This is a genomic window from Kitasatospora sp. NPDC002522 (assembly GCF_053595195.1).
In genome coordinates this window covers 152904-168301 of sequence record NZ_JBSFXE010000012.1, presented here as the reverse complement: position 1 = coordinate 168301, position 15398 = coordinate 152904, and the positions used below count along the sequence as shown (strand labels likewise).

The following is a 15398-nucleotide window of genomic DNA, read 5'->3' as shown; positions in this document are numbered from 1 at the left end:
ACGCCTGCCTCCGAAAGGCCCGCATGTTCACGCTGCCCGACTCCTGGGTCTGGGACTTCTGGTTCGCCGACGACGGCGAGCGCCACCACCTGTTCTTCCTGTACGCCTCGCGCGCCCTGCACGACCCCGAGGCCCGGCACTACCGCGCGTCCATCGGCCACGCCGTCTCCACCGACCTGCGGAACTGGACCCGGGTCCCCGACGCCCTGGTCCGCGCCGACGCCCCCGCCTTCGACGACCTCGCCACCTGGACCGGCTCGGTGGTCCGGCACCCCGACGGCACCTGGTTCCTCTTCTACACCGGCTCCACCCGCGCCGCCGACGGCAAGAACGTCCAGCGGATCGGGTACGCCACCTCCACCGACCTGACCACCTGGCACAAGGCCGGCGCCAACCCGGTGCTGAGCGCCGACGCCACCTGGTACGAGACCCTCGACGCCGGCCAGTGGCACGACGAGGCGTTCCGCGACCCGTGGGTGTTCCCCGACCCGGACGGCGACGGCTGGCACATGCTGATCACCGCCCGGGCCACCACCGGACCGGCCTTCGAACGCGGCGTGGTCGGCCACGCCGTCTCCGCCGACCTGCGGCACTGGGAGCTGCGCCCGCCGCTGTCCGCGCCCGCCGTGCACGGCTTCGGCCAACTGGAGGTCCTCCAGAGCGAGATCGTCGACGGCGAGCCCCTGCTGCTGTTCTCCTGCCTCGCCGAGCACGCCTCCGAGGCCCGCCGCGCCACCGGCACCCGCGGCGGCATCTGGGCCGCTCCCGCCGGGAGCCTGCTCGGCCCGTTCGACATCGGCGCCGCCCGGCAGGTCACCGACGACCGCTACTACAGCGGCAAGCTGGTCCGCCGCCGCGACGGGTCCTGGGTCCTGATGGGCTTTCACCACATCGGCCCCGACGGTGGTTTCGCCGGCGGCGTCAGCGACCCGATGCCGGTGTCCTGGGACGGACGCCGACTGACCGTCGCGGGCCTGCCCGACCCCGCCGGGCGCGAGCTCACCCGGGCCGCCCCGGCCTGCTGAGCCGAACTCCCCCCACCCACCCGAAAGTCCAGGAGTCGAGCATGACCCCACGCTCCTCGCTCCACCGGCTGCGGCTCGGCCTCGCCGCGCTGTTCGGCCTCGTGCTGACCGCCGCCGCCGTCATCGCCCCGGGGCCGGCCGCCCCGACCGCGGCCCGGGCGGCGGACAGCCGCCGGTCCGTCTACCACTTCACCGTGCCCGACCACTGGAAGAACGACCCGCAGCGGCCGCTCTGGTTCGACGGCGCGTTCCACTCCTACTACCTCTACAACGCCGACTACGGGCAGGCCGTCGGCACCGCCTGGCGGCAGGCCACCAGCACCGACAACGTGGCCTTCCACGACCAGGGCGTCGCCGCGCCGAAGCAGACCAACGCCAACTACGACCTGTGGTCCGGCTCCGCCGTGGTCGACACCGACGACACCGCCGGGTTCGGCGCCGGCGCCGTGGTCATGATGGTCACGCAGATGGACCACCCCACCCCCGCCCAGATCGCCGACGCCTCCGGCCCGCAGGCCCAGTTCCTCTGGTACTCCACCGACCGCGGACGCAACTTCCGCCCCTACGGCGACACCCCCGTGCTCCCCAACGGCGGCCGCAAGGACTTCCGCGACCCCAAGCTGGTCTGGGACGCCGACCGGCACCGCTGGGTCGCGCTGCTCGCCGAGGGCACGAAGATCAGCTTCTGGACCTCGCCCGACCTGAAGAACTGGACCTGGGCCTCCGACTCCGCCCACACCGGCCTGGGCACCCTCGAATGCCCCGACCTGTTCCGGCTCCGCGCCGACGACGGCACCCTGCACTGGGTGATGGGCGCCAGCGCCAACGGCTACCTCACCGGCGCCCCCAACACCTACGCCTACTGGACCGGCAGCTTCGACGGCACCTCCTTCACCCCCGACACCGCCGCCCCGCAGTGGCTCGACCACGGCTTCGACTGGTACGCCGGCGTCACCTGGGAGGATCCCGCCGCCCCGCTCGACCACCGGTACGCCACCGCCTGGCTGAACAACTGGACCTACCCGTACACCACCCCGACCTGGGCCTCCGACGGCTTCAACGGCACCGACGCGATCACCCGGCAGCTCTCCCTCAAGCACTACGCCGACGGCTACGCCCTGGCCTCCCGCCCCGCGCCCGGCCTCGACCAGCACGCCGCGCGGACCACCGACCTGGGCACCGTGCAGGTGAACGGGCTCACCACGCTGCCCTACCGGGGCACCGCGTACCGCCTGGACGCCGACGTCAGCTGGAACGTCCTGGACAACCTCGGCGTCCAACTGCGGGTCTCCGCGGACGGCACCCGGCACGCCGACGCCGGGATCTACCACGACGTCAGCTACCTGAACCGCGGTCAGACCGGCAACCCCTCCCCGGACGGCTCGCACCTGGAGTCGCACGCCCCCTGGGATCCGGCCCGGACCAGCGCCCACCTGACGGTCCTGGTCGACCGCACCAGCGTCGAGTACTTCGTCGACGACGGCCGCCACGTCCACTCCGACGAGGTCTTCGCCGACCCCGCCGACGACGGGCTCAAGCTGTTCACCAGCGGCGGCGCCGCCACCTTCGCCCACCTCACCGTCACCGAGTACACCGACCTCGCCCAGCGGCCCGCCCGGCTGCTCGCCGACTTCGAGGGCGGCGCCTACGCTCCCGGCTGGGTCGCCACCGGCGACCTCGCCGGCACCGCCCCGACGGTCGAACAGCTCCCCGGTTCCGTCGGAGCCGCCGTCCTCGACACCTTCGCCGGCCGCGACACCGCCACCGGCACCCTCACCTCACCCGCCTTCACCCTCGACCGCAGCACCCTGCACCTGCTCGTCGCCGGCGGCAACCACCCGCTCGGCTCGCCCGGCGCGACCAGCGTCAACCTGCTGGTCGACGGCCGACCCGTACGCACCGCCACCGGTGGCGACAGCGGCAGCCTCCGCCCCGTCGACTGGGACCTGACCGACCTCCAGGGCCGCAGCGCCCAACTCCAGATCCTCGACGACGCCACCGGCGCCTGGGGGCACCTGATGGTCGATCAGGTCGTTCTCAGCGACTGACACCCGAAGGCGGCGCGCCCGGGCCCCTGGCGCGCCGCCCGCACCCGACCCCGGACACAGGAGCAGCCGAGCACCATGGCAGAGCCCACCACCGCAGACGTCGACTTCCTCGTCATCGGCGAGTGCGTCGCCGACATCGTCCGCACCCCCGGCCGTCCCGACCACCCGCACCCCGGCGGCAGCCCCGCCAACGTCGCCTACGGGCTCGCCCGGCTCGGCCGTCGCACCGCCCTGCTCACCCAACTCGGCGACGACCGGTACGGCGAGCTGATCCGCGCCCACCTGGCGGGTGGCGGCGTCACGGTCCTGACGGACGGTCAGCCGGTCGCCACCCCCACCGCCCTGGTCACCCTCGACCCGGCGGGACGGGCCGCGTACGAGTTCGCCATCGACTGGAGCCTCGCACCGACCGCGGTGCCCCGCGCCCGGCACGTCCACCTCGGCTCCCTCGCCTCCGTGCAGGAGCCCGGTGCGGCGGTCGCCCGGCGGCTGCTCCGCGAGGCCAGGACCGGGGGCGCCACCGTCTCCTACGACCCCAACGTCCGACCCGCGTTGTTCGGCGACCACCGCTCGGGAGTCGCGGCCGTCGAGCACTGCGTGGGCCTCAGCGACCTGGTCAAGGCCAGCGACGAGGACCTCGCCTGGCTCTACCCCGGCGTTCCGGTCCGCGACAGCGCCGCCCGCTGGCTCACCCTCGGCCCCGCCGTCGTCATCGTCACCCAGGGCGGCGAAGGGGCCTTCGCCCTCACCGCCGACGGCGAGACCCGTACCGACGCCCCGCCGACCACCGTCGTCGACACCGTCGGGGCCGGCGACTCCTTCATGTCCGCCGTCCTGGCCGCCCTCGACCTCCCCCGCCCGGCCCCGGACGCGCTGGCCGCCGCGCTGCGGACCGCCGCCACCGCCGCCGCGATCACCGTCTCCCGGGCCGGAGCCACCCCGCCCACCGCCGCCGAACTCGCCGCGGGCGCGGGCGAGGCCGGAGGAATGTGAAGGAACGGCGCGTATTTTTACCTGGTGATGGACTGGGCTTGGTTCTTCCTTAAGGTGTTCCCATCTGTCATTCGAGGCCCAGGGGGAGCGCGCAGCACATGGGGGACTATTTCCGGGTCGAGGTGAGCGAGCTCGATCGGCTGCTGCGGCAGTTGAAGGAGAGTCGGCAGGAGATGCGCGAGGCGCTGAGCGCCATGCGGGACACCGGGCCGAAGACGACGGGGAGCAAGGCGCTGGACCGGGCCTGTGACGACTTCGACGACAGCTGGCAGGACGCGATCACCAGGATCGCGCAGGGCGTCGAGGCGATCGAGGGCAAGTTGCGGGAGACCAGCCGGAACTACGCGGAGACGGACGAGGCGATCCGGGCCGCGTTCGCCAAGGGGGCGGCGTGAGCGGGAGGGCCGACTTTCCGGCGCTGGGGTTCGATCCGGCGCCCGGGAACCCGGAGAACGTGGACGGGCTGGTCGCCAAGCTGAACCGGGCGGCGGGGGCGATGGAGAGTGCCCACCGGACGCTGGTGGCGGTCGGGCGCGGGGGCAGCATCTGGGAGGGCGACGCGGCGAAGGGCTTCGCGGGGAAGGTCGGCGAGCTGCCGACGTACCTGAGCGACAGCGTCGACGCGATGAAGACGGCGTCGACGCAACTGGGCAACTGGCGCACGCAGCTGACCTCGTACCAGGACGTCGCCCGCCGCTACGAGCAGCAGGCGGCGGACGCCAAGCGGCGGAAGGAGGCCGCGCAGGACCAGTGGGGGCAGGCCGCCAACCGGTACCAGAGCGCGTCGGAGAATCCGGCGTTCGCGCTCGCCGGGAAGTCCTTCGGCGACGACGCGTCGCTCGCCGACGCGCAGCGCAGGATCAACGTCGCGGCGGCCGAACTTCGCACGGCAGAGAGCGAGTTGGACACCGCCCGGCGCGACCTGGAGTCGATCCAGGACGAGCTGGAGGCGATCGTCAAGCAGGCGAGGGAACTGCTGGAGCACCACCACGACGATGCCGACCGGACCGCGAAGGCGCTGCGCAGGGCCAACCAGAACGCGCCCGAGATCGGCATGTGGGAGAAGATCGGCAACGGCTTCAAGGGCATCGGCAACAAGATCAAGGACTGGGCGACCAGGAACGCCGGCCTGCTGAAGAAGATCGGCGACATCGCGGGCGGCGTCTCCGCGGTGCTCGGCATCGCCGCGCTGGCCACCATGTGGTGCCCGCCGCTGTCGGCCGCGCTCGGGGTGGCCTCGGCGGGTGCCTCGGCGGTCGCGCTGGGCTCGCACGGGCTGGCCAAGCTCGGTGGGGCGGACGTGAGTTGGTCGACGATCGCGCTGGACGGGGTGGGCGTGGTCCCGTTCGTCGGGGCGGTCGGCAAGGCCGGCAAGGGCGCGGTGATGGGGGTCAAGGCCATCGCCAAGGGCGAGGGGGCGATCGCCGCCGGGTCCAAGCTGGCCGAGGCGGGCCGCTCGATCGTCAACACGCACATGGCGGGCGGCCTGCTGCACAGCAAGGTGCTGACGCCGGTGTTCACCAAGACCCCGCTGAAGAACCTGCCCGGCATCGCCTCGATCGGTGAGGCGGGGCAGAAGGTGTTCTCGCTGCCGGCCACCTCGTGGTGGTCGCGCGGCACCCAGATCGGCATGAAGACGGGCGGCCTGATCTGGAACGCGCCCAACCTCTACCACCAGGTGACGGGATCGTGACGGCGGATCAGATCGAACGGACGGACGCTCCCGGGGACGACATCCGGTGGGAGGTCCCGGTGCAGTTCCACTCCCTGGGCGTCGAGCTCTCCGAGGAGCAGCGCGAGGCGCACCTGGGCGAGGTCGCGGCGGAGGTGTGGTCCGGCGGCACCGAGTTCCAGCGGAGCACCGTCGCGTCCTGGTACCGGGAGATCGCCGCGTCGGCCGCGGAGGACGGGGCGGTCTACTCGGGTTTCCTGCTCGGCGGCACCGAGGACGACCGGGTCACGATCGCGACGCTGGTCATCCAGGCCGACGAGGCCGACACCTCGGACGCCGAGGTGGCCGCCGCGGCGCTGCACGACCTGCTCTCGCTCGACCCGGCGGACGAGGTGTTCCGGGCCCAGGCGCCGGTCGGGCCGGTGGTGGTGACGGTCTCCGGTTCGCTGGTCGAACTCCCCGACGAGGGCGAGGGCGCGACCACGCTGGAGCTGGCGCAGGCCTGCGCGTACGTGCCGGTGCCCGGGGCGGACACGCTGGTGACGATGACGCTCAGCACCCCGTCGCTGGTCGACTTCCCCGAGTACGTGGCGATGCTGGCCGGCATCGTCGACACCGTGGTGTACGACCGGCCCGGGGTTCCCGGGGAGGTGGCGCCGGTGGTGCCGGGGCAGGCCGCGGCGAACATCACGGAGGCGTTCGGATGACCACTCGTCACACCCCCGCGCCGCCCGGCGTGGAGACCGGCCCGCTGCCCGCGCGTTCCGAGGTGGGCCTGGCGCTGCAGTTCTGGCTGCAGTGGATCTGGCTGCTGCCGCGGGTGGTCTACGACGTCCTGGACAACGGCGGCGACCCCGACGAGGGCACCGCCGAGCCCGGCCCGTCCAAGCTCGTCCTCACCTCCGCCCGCTACCGGCTGGAGCGCCGCGGCACCCCGCAGGACTGGTCCGACTTCGCCGACCGGGCGATCGCGCGCGGCATCGAACGCGGCCTGCGGATCGCCGACGAACGGCGGGACTGGAACGACAGCGGCAAGTACCGCTACCAGTGGAAGGACACCGCCGCCCACACCTTCGTCCGCAAGCGCTACTACCGCGGCATCGGCCTCGCGGGCGTCGCCGCCCTGGCGGCCCGCCGCGGCTGGGAGGTCGACTGGGAGCGGTCGCGGGACGGGGACGTGGCGCACCTGGTGCTGCGGCGGGAGCAGGGCTGACGGGGCGTCAGCGTTTGAGGTAGGCGAGGACGGCGAGGACGCGGCGGTTGGCGTCGGGGGTGGCGTCCAGGTGGAGTTTGCCGAAGATCGCGGCGGTGTGCTTGGCGACGGCGCTCTCGCCGATGTGCAGGGTGGCCATGATGGCGGCGTTGGAGCGGCCCTCGGCCATCAGGCGCAGGACGTCGAGTTCGCGGGGCGTGAGGTCGGCGGTGGTGCCGCGGGCGGTGGAGCGGGCGAGCAGTCTGGCGATCACCTGGGGGTCCATGACGGTGCCGCCGGACGCGACGGTGCGGACGGCGTCGACGAACTGGTCGGTGCGGGTGACCCGGTCCTTGAGCAGGTAGCCGACCGCGCCGTGGCCGTCGGCCAGCAGTTCCTGGGCGTACAGCTGCTCGACGTACTGGGAGAGCACCAGGACCGGCAGGGCGGGGCGTTCGGCGCGGGCGGTGAGCGCGGCGCGCAGCCCTTCGTCGGAGTGGGTCGGGGGCAGGCGGATGTCCACCACGGCGACGTCGGGGCGCAGCTCGCGCAGGGCGCGGAGCAGGGCGGGCCCGTTGTCGACCGCCGCGGCGACCTCGAAGTCGTGCTCCTGGAGGGTGCGGGTCAGGCCGTCGCGGAGGAGGAAGAGGTCTTCGGCGAGGACGACGCGCACGGCAGCTCCAGGGTGGCGGTGGTGGGCCCGCCCGGCGGGCTGTGCAGGGTGAGGGTCCCGTCGAAGGCGGCCAGCCGGCGGGTGATGCCGCGCAGGCCGGTGCCGCGCGCGGGGTCGGCTCCGCCGCGGCCGTCGTCGGTGACGGTGATCCGCAGCAGCCCGTCCCGGCGGCGCAGCCGGATGCGGACCTCGCGGGCGTGGGCGTGCTTGCCCGCGTTGGCGAGCAGTTCGGCGACCGCGAAGTACCCCGCGCCCTCGACCGCGGCCGGCAGCCGCCCGGGCAGCTCGGCGTCGACGTGGACGTCCAGGAAGGAGTCCAGGGCGAGCGAGCGGACGGCGTCGGGCAGGCCGCGGTCGGCGAGGACCGGCGGGAGGATGCCGTGCACCAGTTCGCGCAGGTCCTGCAGGGCCCGCGCCGAGCTGGCCCGGACCTCGCCGAGCAGCCGGCGGGCGGCCGCCGGGTCGTCGTCCAGCAGCCGCTCCGCCTGATCGAGGGTCAGGCCGAGCGAGACGAGCCGGGCCTGGGCGCCGTCGTGCAGGTCGCGTTCGATCCGGCGGAGCTCGGCGGCCTGGGAGTCCAGCGCGTCGGCGCGACGGTCCGTCAGCTCGTCGATGCGGCGGGTGAGGTGGGCGGTGGTCCGGGGTCCGGCGAGGGCGCGGGCGGTCCAGGCCGCGTGCCGGTCCAGGACGGCCGGGGCGAGGCGGACGGCGGCCGCCAGGAAGACGGCGCCGAGCAGTGCGGCGGCCAGGGCGGTGGCGGGGGAGTGCACGGGGACGAAGGCGTACCAGTTGCCGTCGCCGAACCGCCGCCACAGGAACGGCTGCACCAGGGCGCCGAACAGCCCGTACTCGGCGAACGCCGGCGGGAGGGCGACCAGCAGGCCGCCGGTCCACGGGGCGAGGCAGGCCCAGAGCAGTTCGCGGCGCAGGGCGTCGTCGCCCAGCAGCGCGGCGGTGCGGTGGTAGGCGTTGCCGGTGTCCGGGAGCGGTGCGGGCGCGAGGGCGGCGACGCCGGTGCGGGCTGCGGCCCGGCGACGGGCACGGTCGGCGGTCGCGCGGAGGCCGCGGGCCGCGGGCGGGAGGAGGAGGAATCCCAGGCCGACGGGGAGCAGCAGCAGCGCCCCGGTGACGGCGAGGGCGCGGAGTGCGGCGGCGAGGGCGGCGAGCCAGTGGAGTTGGCAGCGCGCGAGGGCGGCGGGGCCGCGGCCGAGCGATCGTCGGATGGTCTGGCGATCCGTCATGTCAGCGCGATGCTATCCGGCGGAGCCGGGCGGGCAGTGGGCGGTGCGGGAGTGGACTGCGGTGCGGGCACGGCGGGCCTTTCGGAGGGTCGCTGCGGGTGACGGCCTGCAGTGTGACGTCAGGTCAGGGCGGGGCGGGCCGCGCGGGGCCGGAGGGCCCAGGGCAGGGCGGTGGCGGTGGCGGCGAGGGCGAACAGGAGCATCGGGAGGGTGTCGCCGGTCTCCTCGTCCAGGACGAGCAGCATGCCGAGGTTGACCAGGGCGTGGAAGCCGCCGGAGAGCAGGAGGCGGTTGGCGGGGAGGCGTTCCTGGGCGAGCCCGAGGACGACCGACATGGCGACGGTGGCGATGAGGAAGCCGGCCGCGTAGGGCGCCGACCGGGCGAAGACCTGGACGTGCCAGCAGCCCCACAGCAGGCCGACCGTGATCGAGGAGGCGAGCGGGCCGAAACGGGTGCGCAGCAGGGGCTGGAGGAAGCAGCGCCAGCCGAGCTCCTCGCCGCAGGCGCCGAGGAGTTGGGCCGCGGCGACGACGGCGAACGGGGCGGGGAGGGTGGCCGGGTCGGTGAACGGGAGGTGCCCGCGGAGCAGCAGGTGCGCGAGGGCGGCGAGGGCCACCAGCAGCGGGCCGCTGAACAGGAGCGCCGGGGCGGCGGAGCCCTGGCCCGGGCCGGGCAGCGCGCCGGCCAGCCGGTGCCGGATCCGGGCGGGCCGGCCGAGCGCGACCGCGGCGACGCCCAACGTCGGTCCGAACTGGGTGAGTTGCAGCACGTCCGTGGGGAGGCCGGTGGCGGGCTGCAGCGCGCCGAGGGCGCCCGCCGCGGGGAAGGCCACGGCGAGGAACACCGCGGCCTCGGCGAGCCACGGGCGCGCGGGGGTGGGGCGAACGGCGGTTCGCCGGAAGGAGGGCTTGGGCACGACTGGGCCTCGTTCGGTAGTGGAGGGGTTCCGTCCCCGACGACGATTCCGTGCCGCGCCGCCCGTGCCATTGCGTCCAGCTACCCGCTGGGGGTGCAGCCAGCTGTACCCCCGTCACCCATGACATCCGTCATGCCGGTTGGTGGAGCGCCGGCACTGACCCCGCCTCCGGTCCGCCCGGCAGAGTGGGACACGTCGCAGGGAGCGGCAGCAGGGACACGGGGAGCAGACATCATGGCCATCGGCATCGCCACCGCACCGCAGCAGCGCAACGCCCGCACCGACGCGCTGCGTCCGCTGCTGCTGGACGTCGCGCTCCCGGTCGGCGTGTACTACGGGGCGCATGCCGGGCTCGGACTCGGCACCGTCGCCGCGCTGGCGCTCAGCTCGGCGGTGCCCGCGGTCCGCACGGTCGGGGAGCTGCTGCGCGGGCGGTCCGCGAGCCCGCTGGCGGCGCTGATGCTGGTGGTCAACCTCGCCGCGATCGCGCTCTCCTTCCTGAGCGGCGACCCGCGGCTGATGCTCGCCAAGGACGGCGCGGTCAGCAGCGTCGTCGGCGCGTCGATGATCGTCACCGCGCTGCTCGGCCGGCCGCTGATGACCGCCGCACTGAAGCCCTTCGTGGTCAAGGGCGACGCCGCCCGGGAGGCCGCCTGGGAACGGGTGTCCGGGACCGTCGCCTTCCGCCGCGGCGCCCGCGCCTTCTCGCTGGCCTGGGGCGTCCCGCTGGTGCTGGAGTGCGCGGCCCGGGTGGTCGGCGCCTACACGCTGCCGGTCGACACCATGGTCTGGCTCGGCACCGTCCTGCTGCTGGGCGCGCTCGGCGTCGGCGTGCTGGCGGGCGGCGCCCCGGCGAACCGGATCGCCGCACTGGTCGGCGCAGAGGTGAAGGCGGACGCGGTGCGAAACGCCCGGTAGTTCGCTCGAACGGGTGGAGTTCGGCATTCGCACGGCCCAGCGGGGTAGCGGTGACGGCGGGCCCTTGGGCTCGTTAGGCACAGCGCCGATTCACGTCGACTAAGGGGCGGGGACCCAGTGGCTCAGCCGTTCGAACTTCCGGACTTCTACGTGCCGTATCCGGCGCGGATCAACCCGCACTACGAGGAGGCCCGGGTCCACACCAAGGAGTGGGCACGGGGGTTCGGGATGCTGGAGGGCTCCGGGGTCTGGGAGGAGCACGACCTCGACTCGCACGACTACGCGCTGCTCTGCTCGTACACCCACCCCGACTGCGACGCCGAGGCGCTGTCGCTGGTCACCGACTGGTACACCTGGGTCTTCTTCTTCGACGACCACTTCCTGGAGATCTTCAAGCGGACGCTGGACCGCGAGGGCGGCAAGGCCTACCTGGACCGGTTGCCCGCGTTCATGCCGATGGACCTGGCGGACGGCTTCCCGGAGGCCACCAACCCGGTCGAGGCGGGGCTCGCCGACCTGTGGCAGCGCACCGTCCCGCACATGTCCGCCCACTGGCGGGCGCGGTTCGCCGAGTCCACCCGCAACCTGCTGAACGAGTCGCTCTGGGAGCTCTCCAACATCGACGAGGGCCGGGTCGCCAACCCGGTGGAGTACATCGAGATGCGGCGCAAGGTCGGCGGCGCGCCGTGGTCCGCCGGGCTGGTCGAGTACGCCGCGCAGGCCGAGGTGCCGGAGGCGGTCGCCCACTCCCGTCCGCTGCGGGTGCTGCGGGACGCCTTCTCGGACGGCGTGCACCTGCGCAACGACCTGTTCTCGTACGAGCGGGAGATCGGCGAGGAGGGCGAACTCTCCAACGGCGTGCTGGTGTTGGAGACCTTCCTGGGCTGCTCGACGCAGCAGGCCGCGGACGCCGTCAACGACCTGCTCACCTCCCGGCTGCAGCAGTTCGAGAACACCGCGCTCACCGAACTCGCCCCGCTCTTCGCCGAACACGCCCTGGACCCCGGGGAGATCACCCGGGTCCTGGCGTACGTGAAGGGACTGCAGGACTGGCAGTCCGGCGGCCACGAGTGGCACATGCGCTCCAGCCGCTACATGAACGGCGGCGGCGCCGGCGCCCCCGCGCTCGGCCCCAGGGGGCTCGGCACCTCCGCCGCCAACCTGCGCCTGGCCGCGGGCCTGCGCGGTCTGCGGAGCTTCACCCACACCCCGCGCCGCACCGGCCCCTCCGTGCTGCCTGAGCTGCCGATGCCGTACCCCACCCGGCTCAGCCCGCACCTGGACGCCGCCCGCGAGTACGTCGTCGGCTGGGCGCGGGAGACCGGACTGCTGGAGCCGGAGCCCGGCGTACCGGCCACCGACCTGTGGAGCGAGGCCAAGCTCCGCGACTACGACTTCGCGCTGTGCGCGGCCGGCATCGACCCCGACGCCACCCCCGCCGAACTCGACCTCAGCTCCGCCTGGTTGACCTGGGGCACCTACGCGGACGACTACTACCCCGCGGTGTACGGCCGGGGCCGCGACCTGCTCGGCGCGAAGCTCGCCAACGAGCGGCTGCACGAGCTGATGACCCTGGACGGCAGCCTGCCGTTCGCCCCGCGCAACGCGCTGGAGCGCGGGCTCGCCGAGCTGTGGGCGCGGACCGTCGCGCCGTTCGGCCCGCCCGCGCGGGAGAGCTTCCGCCGGGCGGTCGGCGACATGATCGACAGCTGGCTGTGGGAGCTCGCCAACCAGGCGCAGAACCGTATCCCCGACCCGGTCGACTACATCGAGATGCGACGCGCCACCTTCGGCTCCGACCTGACGATGAGTCTGGCCCGGCTGGCGCGCGGCTCGGTGATCCCGGAGGAGGTCTACCGGAGCGGCACCGTGCGGGCGATCGAGAGCTCGGCGGCGGACTACGGCAGCCTGGTCAACGACCTGCACTCGTACCAGAAGGAGATCGAGTACGAGGGGGAGTTCCACAACCTGGTGCGGGTGGTGGAGTCCTTCTTCACCTGCGACTACGCGGTCGCGGTCGACATCGTGGCGGACCTGGTCGCCTCCCGGATGAGCCAGTTCCGGCACCTGGTGGCGGGTGAACTCCCGCTGGTGAAGCAGGACTTCGGGCTGGAGGGGGAGGCCGCGGCGGCCCTCGACGGGTACGTGGAGGAGCTGCAGGACTGGATGGCCGCGGTGCTGAACTGGCACCAGCGGACGCGGCGGTACACGGAGGACGTGCTGAAGCGGCACTTCGCGCCGTCCACGGCGGTGCCGGAGGTGCGGGAGGCCGTGCTGTTCGGCGGGCCGGTGGGGTTGGGGACGTCCGCGGTGCGGATCCTGGCGGAGCTGAGGGGGTAGCCGCCCGGGGAACCCCGCGCCCGGTCGGGGCGCGGGGTTCCTGTTACTACTGCCAGGAGTTCTGCGGTTGGGTGGGCTGGGACTGCTGGGGGATCGGGGCGTGCGGCGGGCGCCGGCGGCCGCGGGGGTGGCGGGTGAGGGAGTAGCCGGCGACGCCGGCGAGGGCGGCGAGGATGCCGCCGGCGGCGGTCCACCACCAACGGGTGTTCCAGCCGGAGAAGAGGTCGGAGTACCAGTGGGTGACGGCGGCGACCGGGGCCGCCGCGTGGGTGGCGGAGGCGGTGGGCGTCGGGGTGGCGGCCGCGGCGCTCGCGGTGGAGCCGGGGTTGACCGGCGGGACCAGCGGGGCCTTGAGCGCGCCGCCCTCGGGCTGGGCGTCGTCCGCGCCGCCCTTGGTGGCGACGTGCAGGTGGACCTGGGCGGCGAGGCCGAGGTCCTGCTGCTGGACGTCGGAGGCGGAGAGCCGGACGTAGTAGGTGCCGGGCAGCGGGTCGCCGTCCCAGGGCTCGGCCCAGGAGCGGATCTGCCGCAGGGTGCAGCTCATCGACAGGGTGCCGGCGGTCTGCTCGGCGGTGCCGCTCTGCGGTCCGGCGGTGCAGGACTGGCGGCGGCGCAGGCCGTCGAAGAGCTCGACGGTCCAGGTCTGCGGGCCGTGCCGGTCCGCCGCGTCCGGCAGGGTGACCTTGACCTGGACGGTCGGGGTCTGGCCCTCGGAGGCGGGGAACGCCCAGTACAGGTAGTCGCCGGTGGAGACCGGGACGTCCGCGTCCTGTCCGGCGGCCAGCGTGGTCGCGGTCAGGAAGCTGGTGCCGACCGAGTTCACCACCGGCTTGCCGGACGAGGAACTGGAGGCGGACGGCGCCGAGGAGCCCGCGCCCGCGGCGGACGCGGCGGCGGACGGGGAACCCGCGGCGGGCGCGGAGGCCGACGGCGAGGGTGTGGCGGAGGGGGAGGCGGCCGAGGCCGCAGGGGCGGTCAGGGCCAGCAGCGCCGCAGCGGCGGTCGCGGGGAGCAGAAGCTTTCGCATGGTCAGTTCTCCCGCCAGACGGCGATCCGCCAGCGTGCCAGCCAGCCGAAGATCAGACCGGTGAGCAGGCCGGCCAGGGTGAGGACGCCGAGCAGGATCCAGCCACGGCCGAGGCCCATCGCGGGGCCGTCGGGCGCGGGGGAGGCGGCGACGACGTCGACGGTCAGCTCCAGCGGCAGACCGGGGTCGGCCTGGACGCCGGCCTGCGAGGCGAAGGAGTTGCTGACGACCAGGCAGACCGTCTGCGTGTCGGTGGAGTTGGCGCCGGCCGAGGCGGAGGCGGAGGGCGAGGCGGAACCGCCGTCGGGCGCGGACCAGCGGACGCCGGTGGAGGCGACGTCGGTGCGGCCGCTGCCGGCGTCGGTGCCGCGCACGAGTTCCTGCCCGCGCTGGTCGGTGGCCTGCAGCAGGACGCCGTAGTCACGGGCGACCGCACGGTCGGGGGTGACGCTGACCGAGGCGCGCAGCTCCTGGCCGGCCTTGACCGGGACCCGGTAGACGCGGTGCTCGGAGAACTTCTCACGGTCGGTGTAGACGCCCGGGGCGAGCACCGGCGCGGTGGCGCACTGGTCGGTGCCGGCGGCCTTGGCGGGGGTCACGGTGTGGGTGTCCTGGGCGCGGGTGACCAGCTGCTTGACGCGCTGGGTCAGCTGCTCCTGGGTGCGGACGTCGGTGAAGGTGCCGCCGGTCGCGTTGGCGATGCACAGCAGCTGCTGGCGGGTCTTGTCGTCGTGCGCCAGGCCCAGCGTGTCGACCACCAGGTGGATGCCCTGGCTGGCGAGTTCGCGGGCCACGTCGCACGGGTCGGGCGGGGCGCAGGTGTCCTCGCCGTCGGTGATCAGCACGATCCGGCGGGTGGTCGGGCCGGTGCCGAGGTCCTGGGCGGCGGCGCGCAGCGCCACGCCGATCGGGGTCCAGCCGGTGGGCCGCAGGGTGGCGACCGCGGTCTTCGCCTCGACCTTGTCGGTCTTGCCGACCGGGAAGAGCTGCTTGGTGTCCTTGCAGCCCTCCTTCTGGTCGTTGCCGGGGTAGGTCGCGCCGAGGGTGCGGATGCCGAACTCGGTCTCGCTGGGCAGCGCGTCGATGACCTCGTCGATCGACTGCTGGGCGACCGCCATCCGGCTCTTGCCCTGGATGTCGGCGGTCCGCATCGATCCCGACCCGTCGAGGACCAGGTTGACCTTGGGTGCTTCGGTGGGAGCGGGCGGCGCCCCGGGCTCGTCGGCGTGCGCGGGGAGGGTGCCGAGCACGGTACCGGCGACTATCGCCAGCGCTCCCAGCAGGGCGGCCCCGCGAGCCGGCCGTGGTGTTCTGGTGGTGGTGATCACCGACGCATCCTAGGGACCGTCCGG

The 15398-nt window shown here is 73.9% G+C and carries 14 protein-coding genes; 9 read left to right on the top strand and 5 right to left on the bottom strand.

Annotated features, from left to right (window positions below):
* Positions 1-23 precede the first annotated feature (23 nt).
* The 7 genes from ACWD4U_RS13330 (at position 24) to ACWD4U_RS13300 (ending at position 6951) form a co-directional block, all read left to right on the top strand.
* Positions 24-1025, top strand: coding sequence for a glycoside hydrolase family protein (locus ACWD4U_RS13330; protein WP_363452036.1), 1002 nt, complete (start codon positions 24-26; stop codon positions 1023-1025).
* 41 nt (positions 1026-1066) lie between these two features.
* Positions 1067-3073: a glycoside hydrolase family 32 protein gene (locus ACWD4U_RS13325; RefSeq protein WP_363452034.1), complete on the top strand. Its 2007-nt coding sequence runs from the start codon at positions 1067-1069 to the stop codon at positions 3071-3073.
* Between the two features lie 75 nt (positions 3074-3148).
* The gene (locus tag ACWD4U_RS13320) at positions 3149-4066 is read left to right on the top strand and encodes a carbohydrate kinase family protein (protein WP_363452032.1); all 918 of its coding nucleotides are present in this window, start codon (positions 3149-3151) and stop codon (positions 4064-4066) included.
* A 98-nt stretch (positions 4067-4164) separates the two neighbouring features.
* On the top strand, positions 4165-4461 hold the full coding sequence (locus ACWD4U_RS13315) for a WXG100 family type VII secretion target (protein WP_363452030.1): 297 nt from the start codon (positions 4165-4167) through the stop codon (positions 4459-4461).
* Positions 4458-5759: a putative T7SS-secreted protein gene (locus ACWD4U_RS13310; protein WP_363452028.1), complete on the top strand. Its 1302-nt coding sequence runs from the start codon at positions 4458-4460 to the stop codon at positions 5757-5759. Before ACWD4U_RS13315 ends, ACWD4U_RS13310 begins: the two co-directional genes overlap by 4 nt.
* Complete coding sequence (locus ACWD4U_RS13305; protein ID WP_363452026.1) at positions 5756-6445, top strand: hypothetical protein; 690 nt, start codon at positions 5756-5758, stop codon at positions 6443-6445. Before ACWD4U_RS13310 ends, ACWD4U_RS13305 begins: the two co-directional genes overlap by 4 nt.
* Complete coding sequence (locus ACWD4U_RS13300; RefSeq protein ID WP_363452024.1) at positions 6442-6951, top strand: hypothetical protein; 510 nt, start codon at positions 6442-6444, stop codon at positions 6949-6951. The genes ACWD4U_RS13305 and ACWD4U_RS13300 overlap by 4 nt, the downstream gene beginning before the upstream one ends.
* 7 nt (positions 6952-6958) lie before the next feature.
* Here ACWD4U_RS13300 and ACWD4U_RS13295 read toward each other — a convergent pair whose 3' ends face one another.
* From ACWD4U_RS13295 to ACWD4U_RS13285, 3 genes are all read right to left on the bottom strand, one after another.
* Entirely contained in the window at positions 6959-7603 is a 645-nt protein-coding gene (locus tag ACWD4U_RS13295) for a response regulator transcription factor (RefSeq protein ID WP_363452022.1), read from the bottom strand.
* Positions 7555-8844: a sensor histidine kinase gene (locus ACWD4U_RS13290; RefSeq protein WP_363452019.1), complete on the bottom strand. Its 1290-nt coding sequence runs from the start codon at positions 8842-8844 to the stop codon at positions 7555-7557. Before ACWD4U_RS13290 ends, ACWD4U_RS13295 begins: the two co-directional genes overlap by 49 nt.
* A 119-nt stretch (positions 8845-8963) precedes the next feature.
* Positions 8964-9761: a CPBP family intramembrane glutamic endopeptidase gene (locus ACWD4U_RS13285; RefSeq protein ID WP_363452017.1), complete on the bottom strand. Its 798-nt coding sequence runs from the start codon at positions 9759-9761 to the stop codon at positions 8964-8966.
* Positions 9762-9995: 234 nt separating this feature from the next.
* On the opposite strand from ACWD4U_RS13285, the gene ACWD4U_RS13280 reads away from it, so the two are divergent.
* Together ACWD4U_RS13280 and ACWD4U_RS13275 are read left to right on the top strand one after the other, a co-directional pair.
* Positions 9996-10679 carry a VC0807 family protein gene (locus ACWD4U_RS13280; protein WP_363452015.1) on the top strand — a complete coding sequence of 228 codons (684 nt, stop codon included), beginning with the start codon at positions 9996-9998 and terminating at the stop codon, positions 10677-10679.
* A gap of 117 nt (positions 10680-10796) precedes the next feature.
* A complete protein-coding gene (locus ACWD4U_RS13275) occupies positions 10797-13019 on the top strand; it encodes a terpene synthase family protein (RefSeq protein ID WP_363452013.1) in 2223 nt (740 codons plus the stop codon).
* A gap of 46 nt (positions 13020-13065) precedes the next feature.
* Here the strand turns inward: ACWD4U_RS13275 and ACWD4U_RS13270 are convergent, their stop codons facing one another.
* Complete coding sequence (locus tag ACWD4U_RS13270; RefSeq protein ID WP_363452011.1) at positions 13066-14046, bottom strand: peptidase; 981 nt, start codon at positions 14044-14046, stop codon at positions 13066-13068.
* 2 nt (positions 14047-14048) lie between these two features.
* Complete coding sequence (locus ACWD4U_RS13265) at positions 14049-15374, bottom strand: VWA domain-containing protein (protein ID WP_363452009.1); 1326 nt, start codon at positions 15372-15374, stop codon at positions 14049-14051.
* Positions 15375-15398: the final 24 nt, after the last annotated feature.

Bases quoted from the DNA above. Each gene is read 5' to 3' on its own strand.
- ACWD4U_RS13300 (WP_363452024.1), top strand. From the start codon at position 6,442: ATGACCACTCGTCACACCCCCGCGCCGCCCGGCGTGGAGACCGGCCCG.
- ACWD4U_RS13315 (WP_363452030.1), top strand. From the start codon at position 4,165: ATGGGGGACTATTTCCGGGTCGAGGTGAGCGAGCTCGATCGGCTGCTG.
- ACWD4U_RS13280 (WP_363452015.1), top strand. From the start codon at position 9,996: ATGGCCATCGGCATCGCCACCGCACCGCAGCAGCGCAACGCCCGCACC.
- ACWD4U_RS13330 (WP_363452036.1), top strand. From the start codon at position 24: ATGTTCACGCTGCCCGACTCCTGGGTCTGGGACTTCTGGTTCGCCGAC.
- ACWD4U_RS13325 (WP_363452034.1), top strand. From the start codon at position 1,067: ATGACCCCACGCTCCTCGCTCCACCGGCTGCGGCTCGGCCTCGCCGCG.
- ACWD4U_RS13270 (WP_363452011.1), bottom strand. From the start codon at position 14,046: ATGCGAAAGCTTCTGCTCCCCGCGACCGCCGCTGCGGCGCTGCTGGCC.
- ACWD4U_RS13290 (WP_363452019.1), bottom strand. From the start codon at position 8,844: ATGACGGATCGCCAGACCATCCGACGATCGCTCGGCCGCGGCCCCGCC.
- ACWD4U_RS13320 (WP_363452032.1), top strand. From the start codon at position 3,149: ATGGCAGAGCCCACCACCGCAGACGTCGACTTCCTCGTCATCGGCGAG.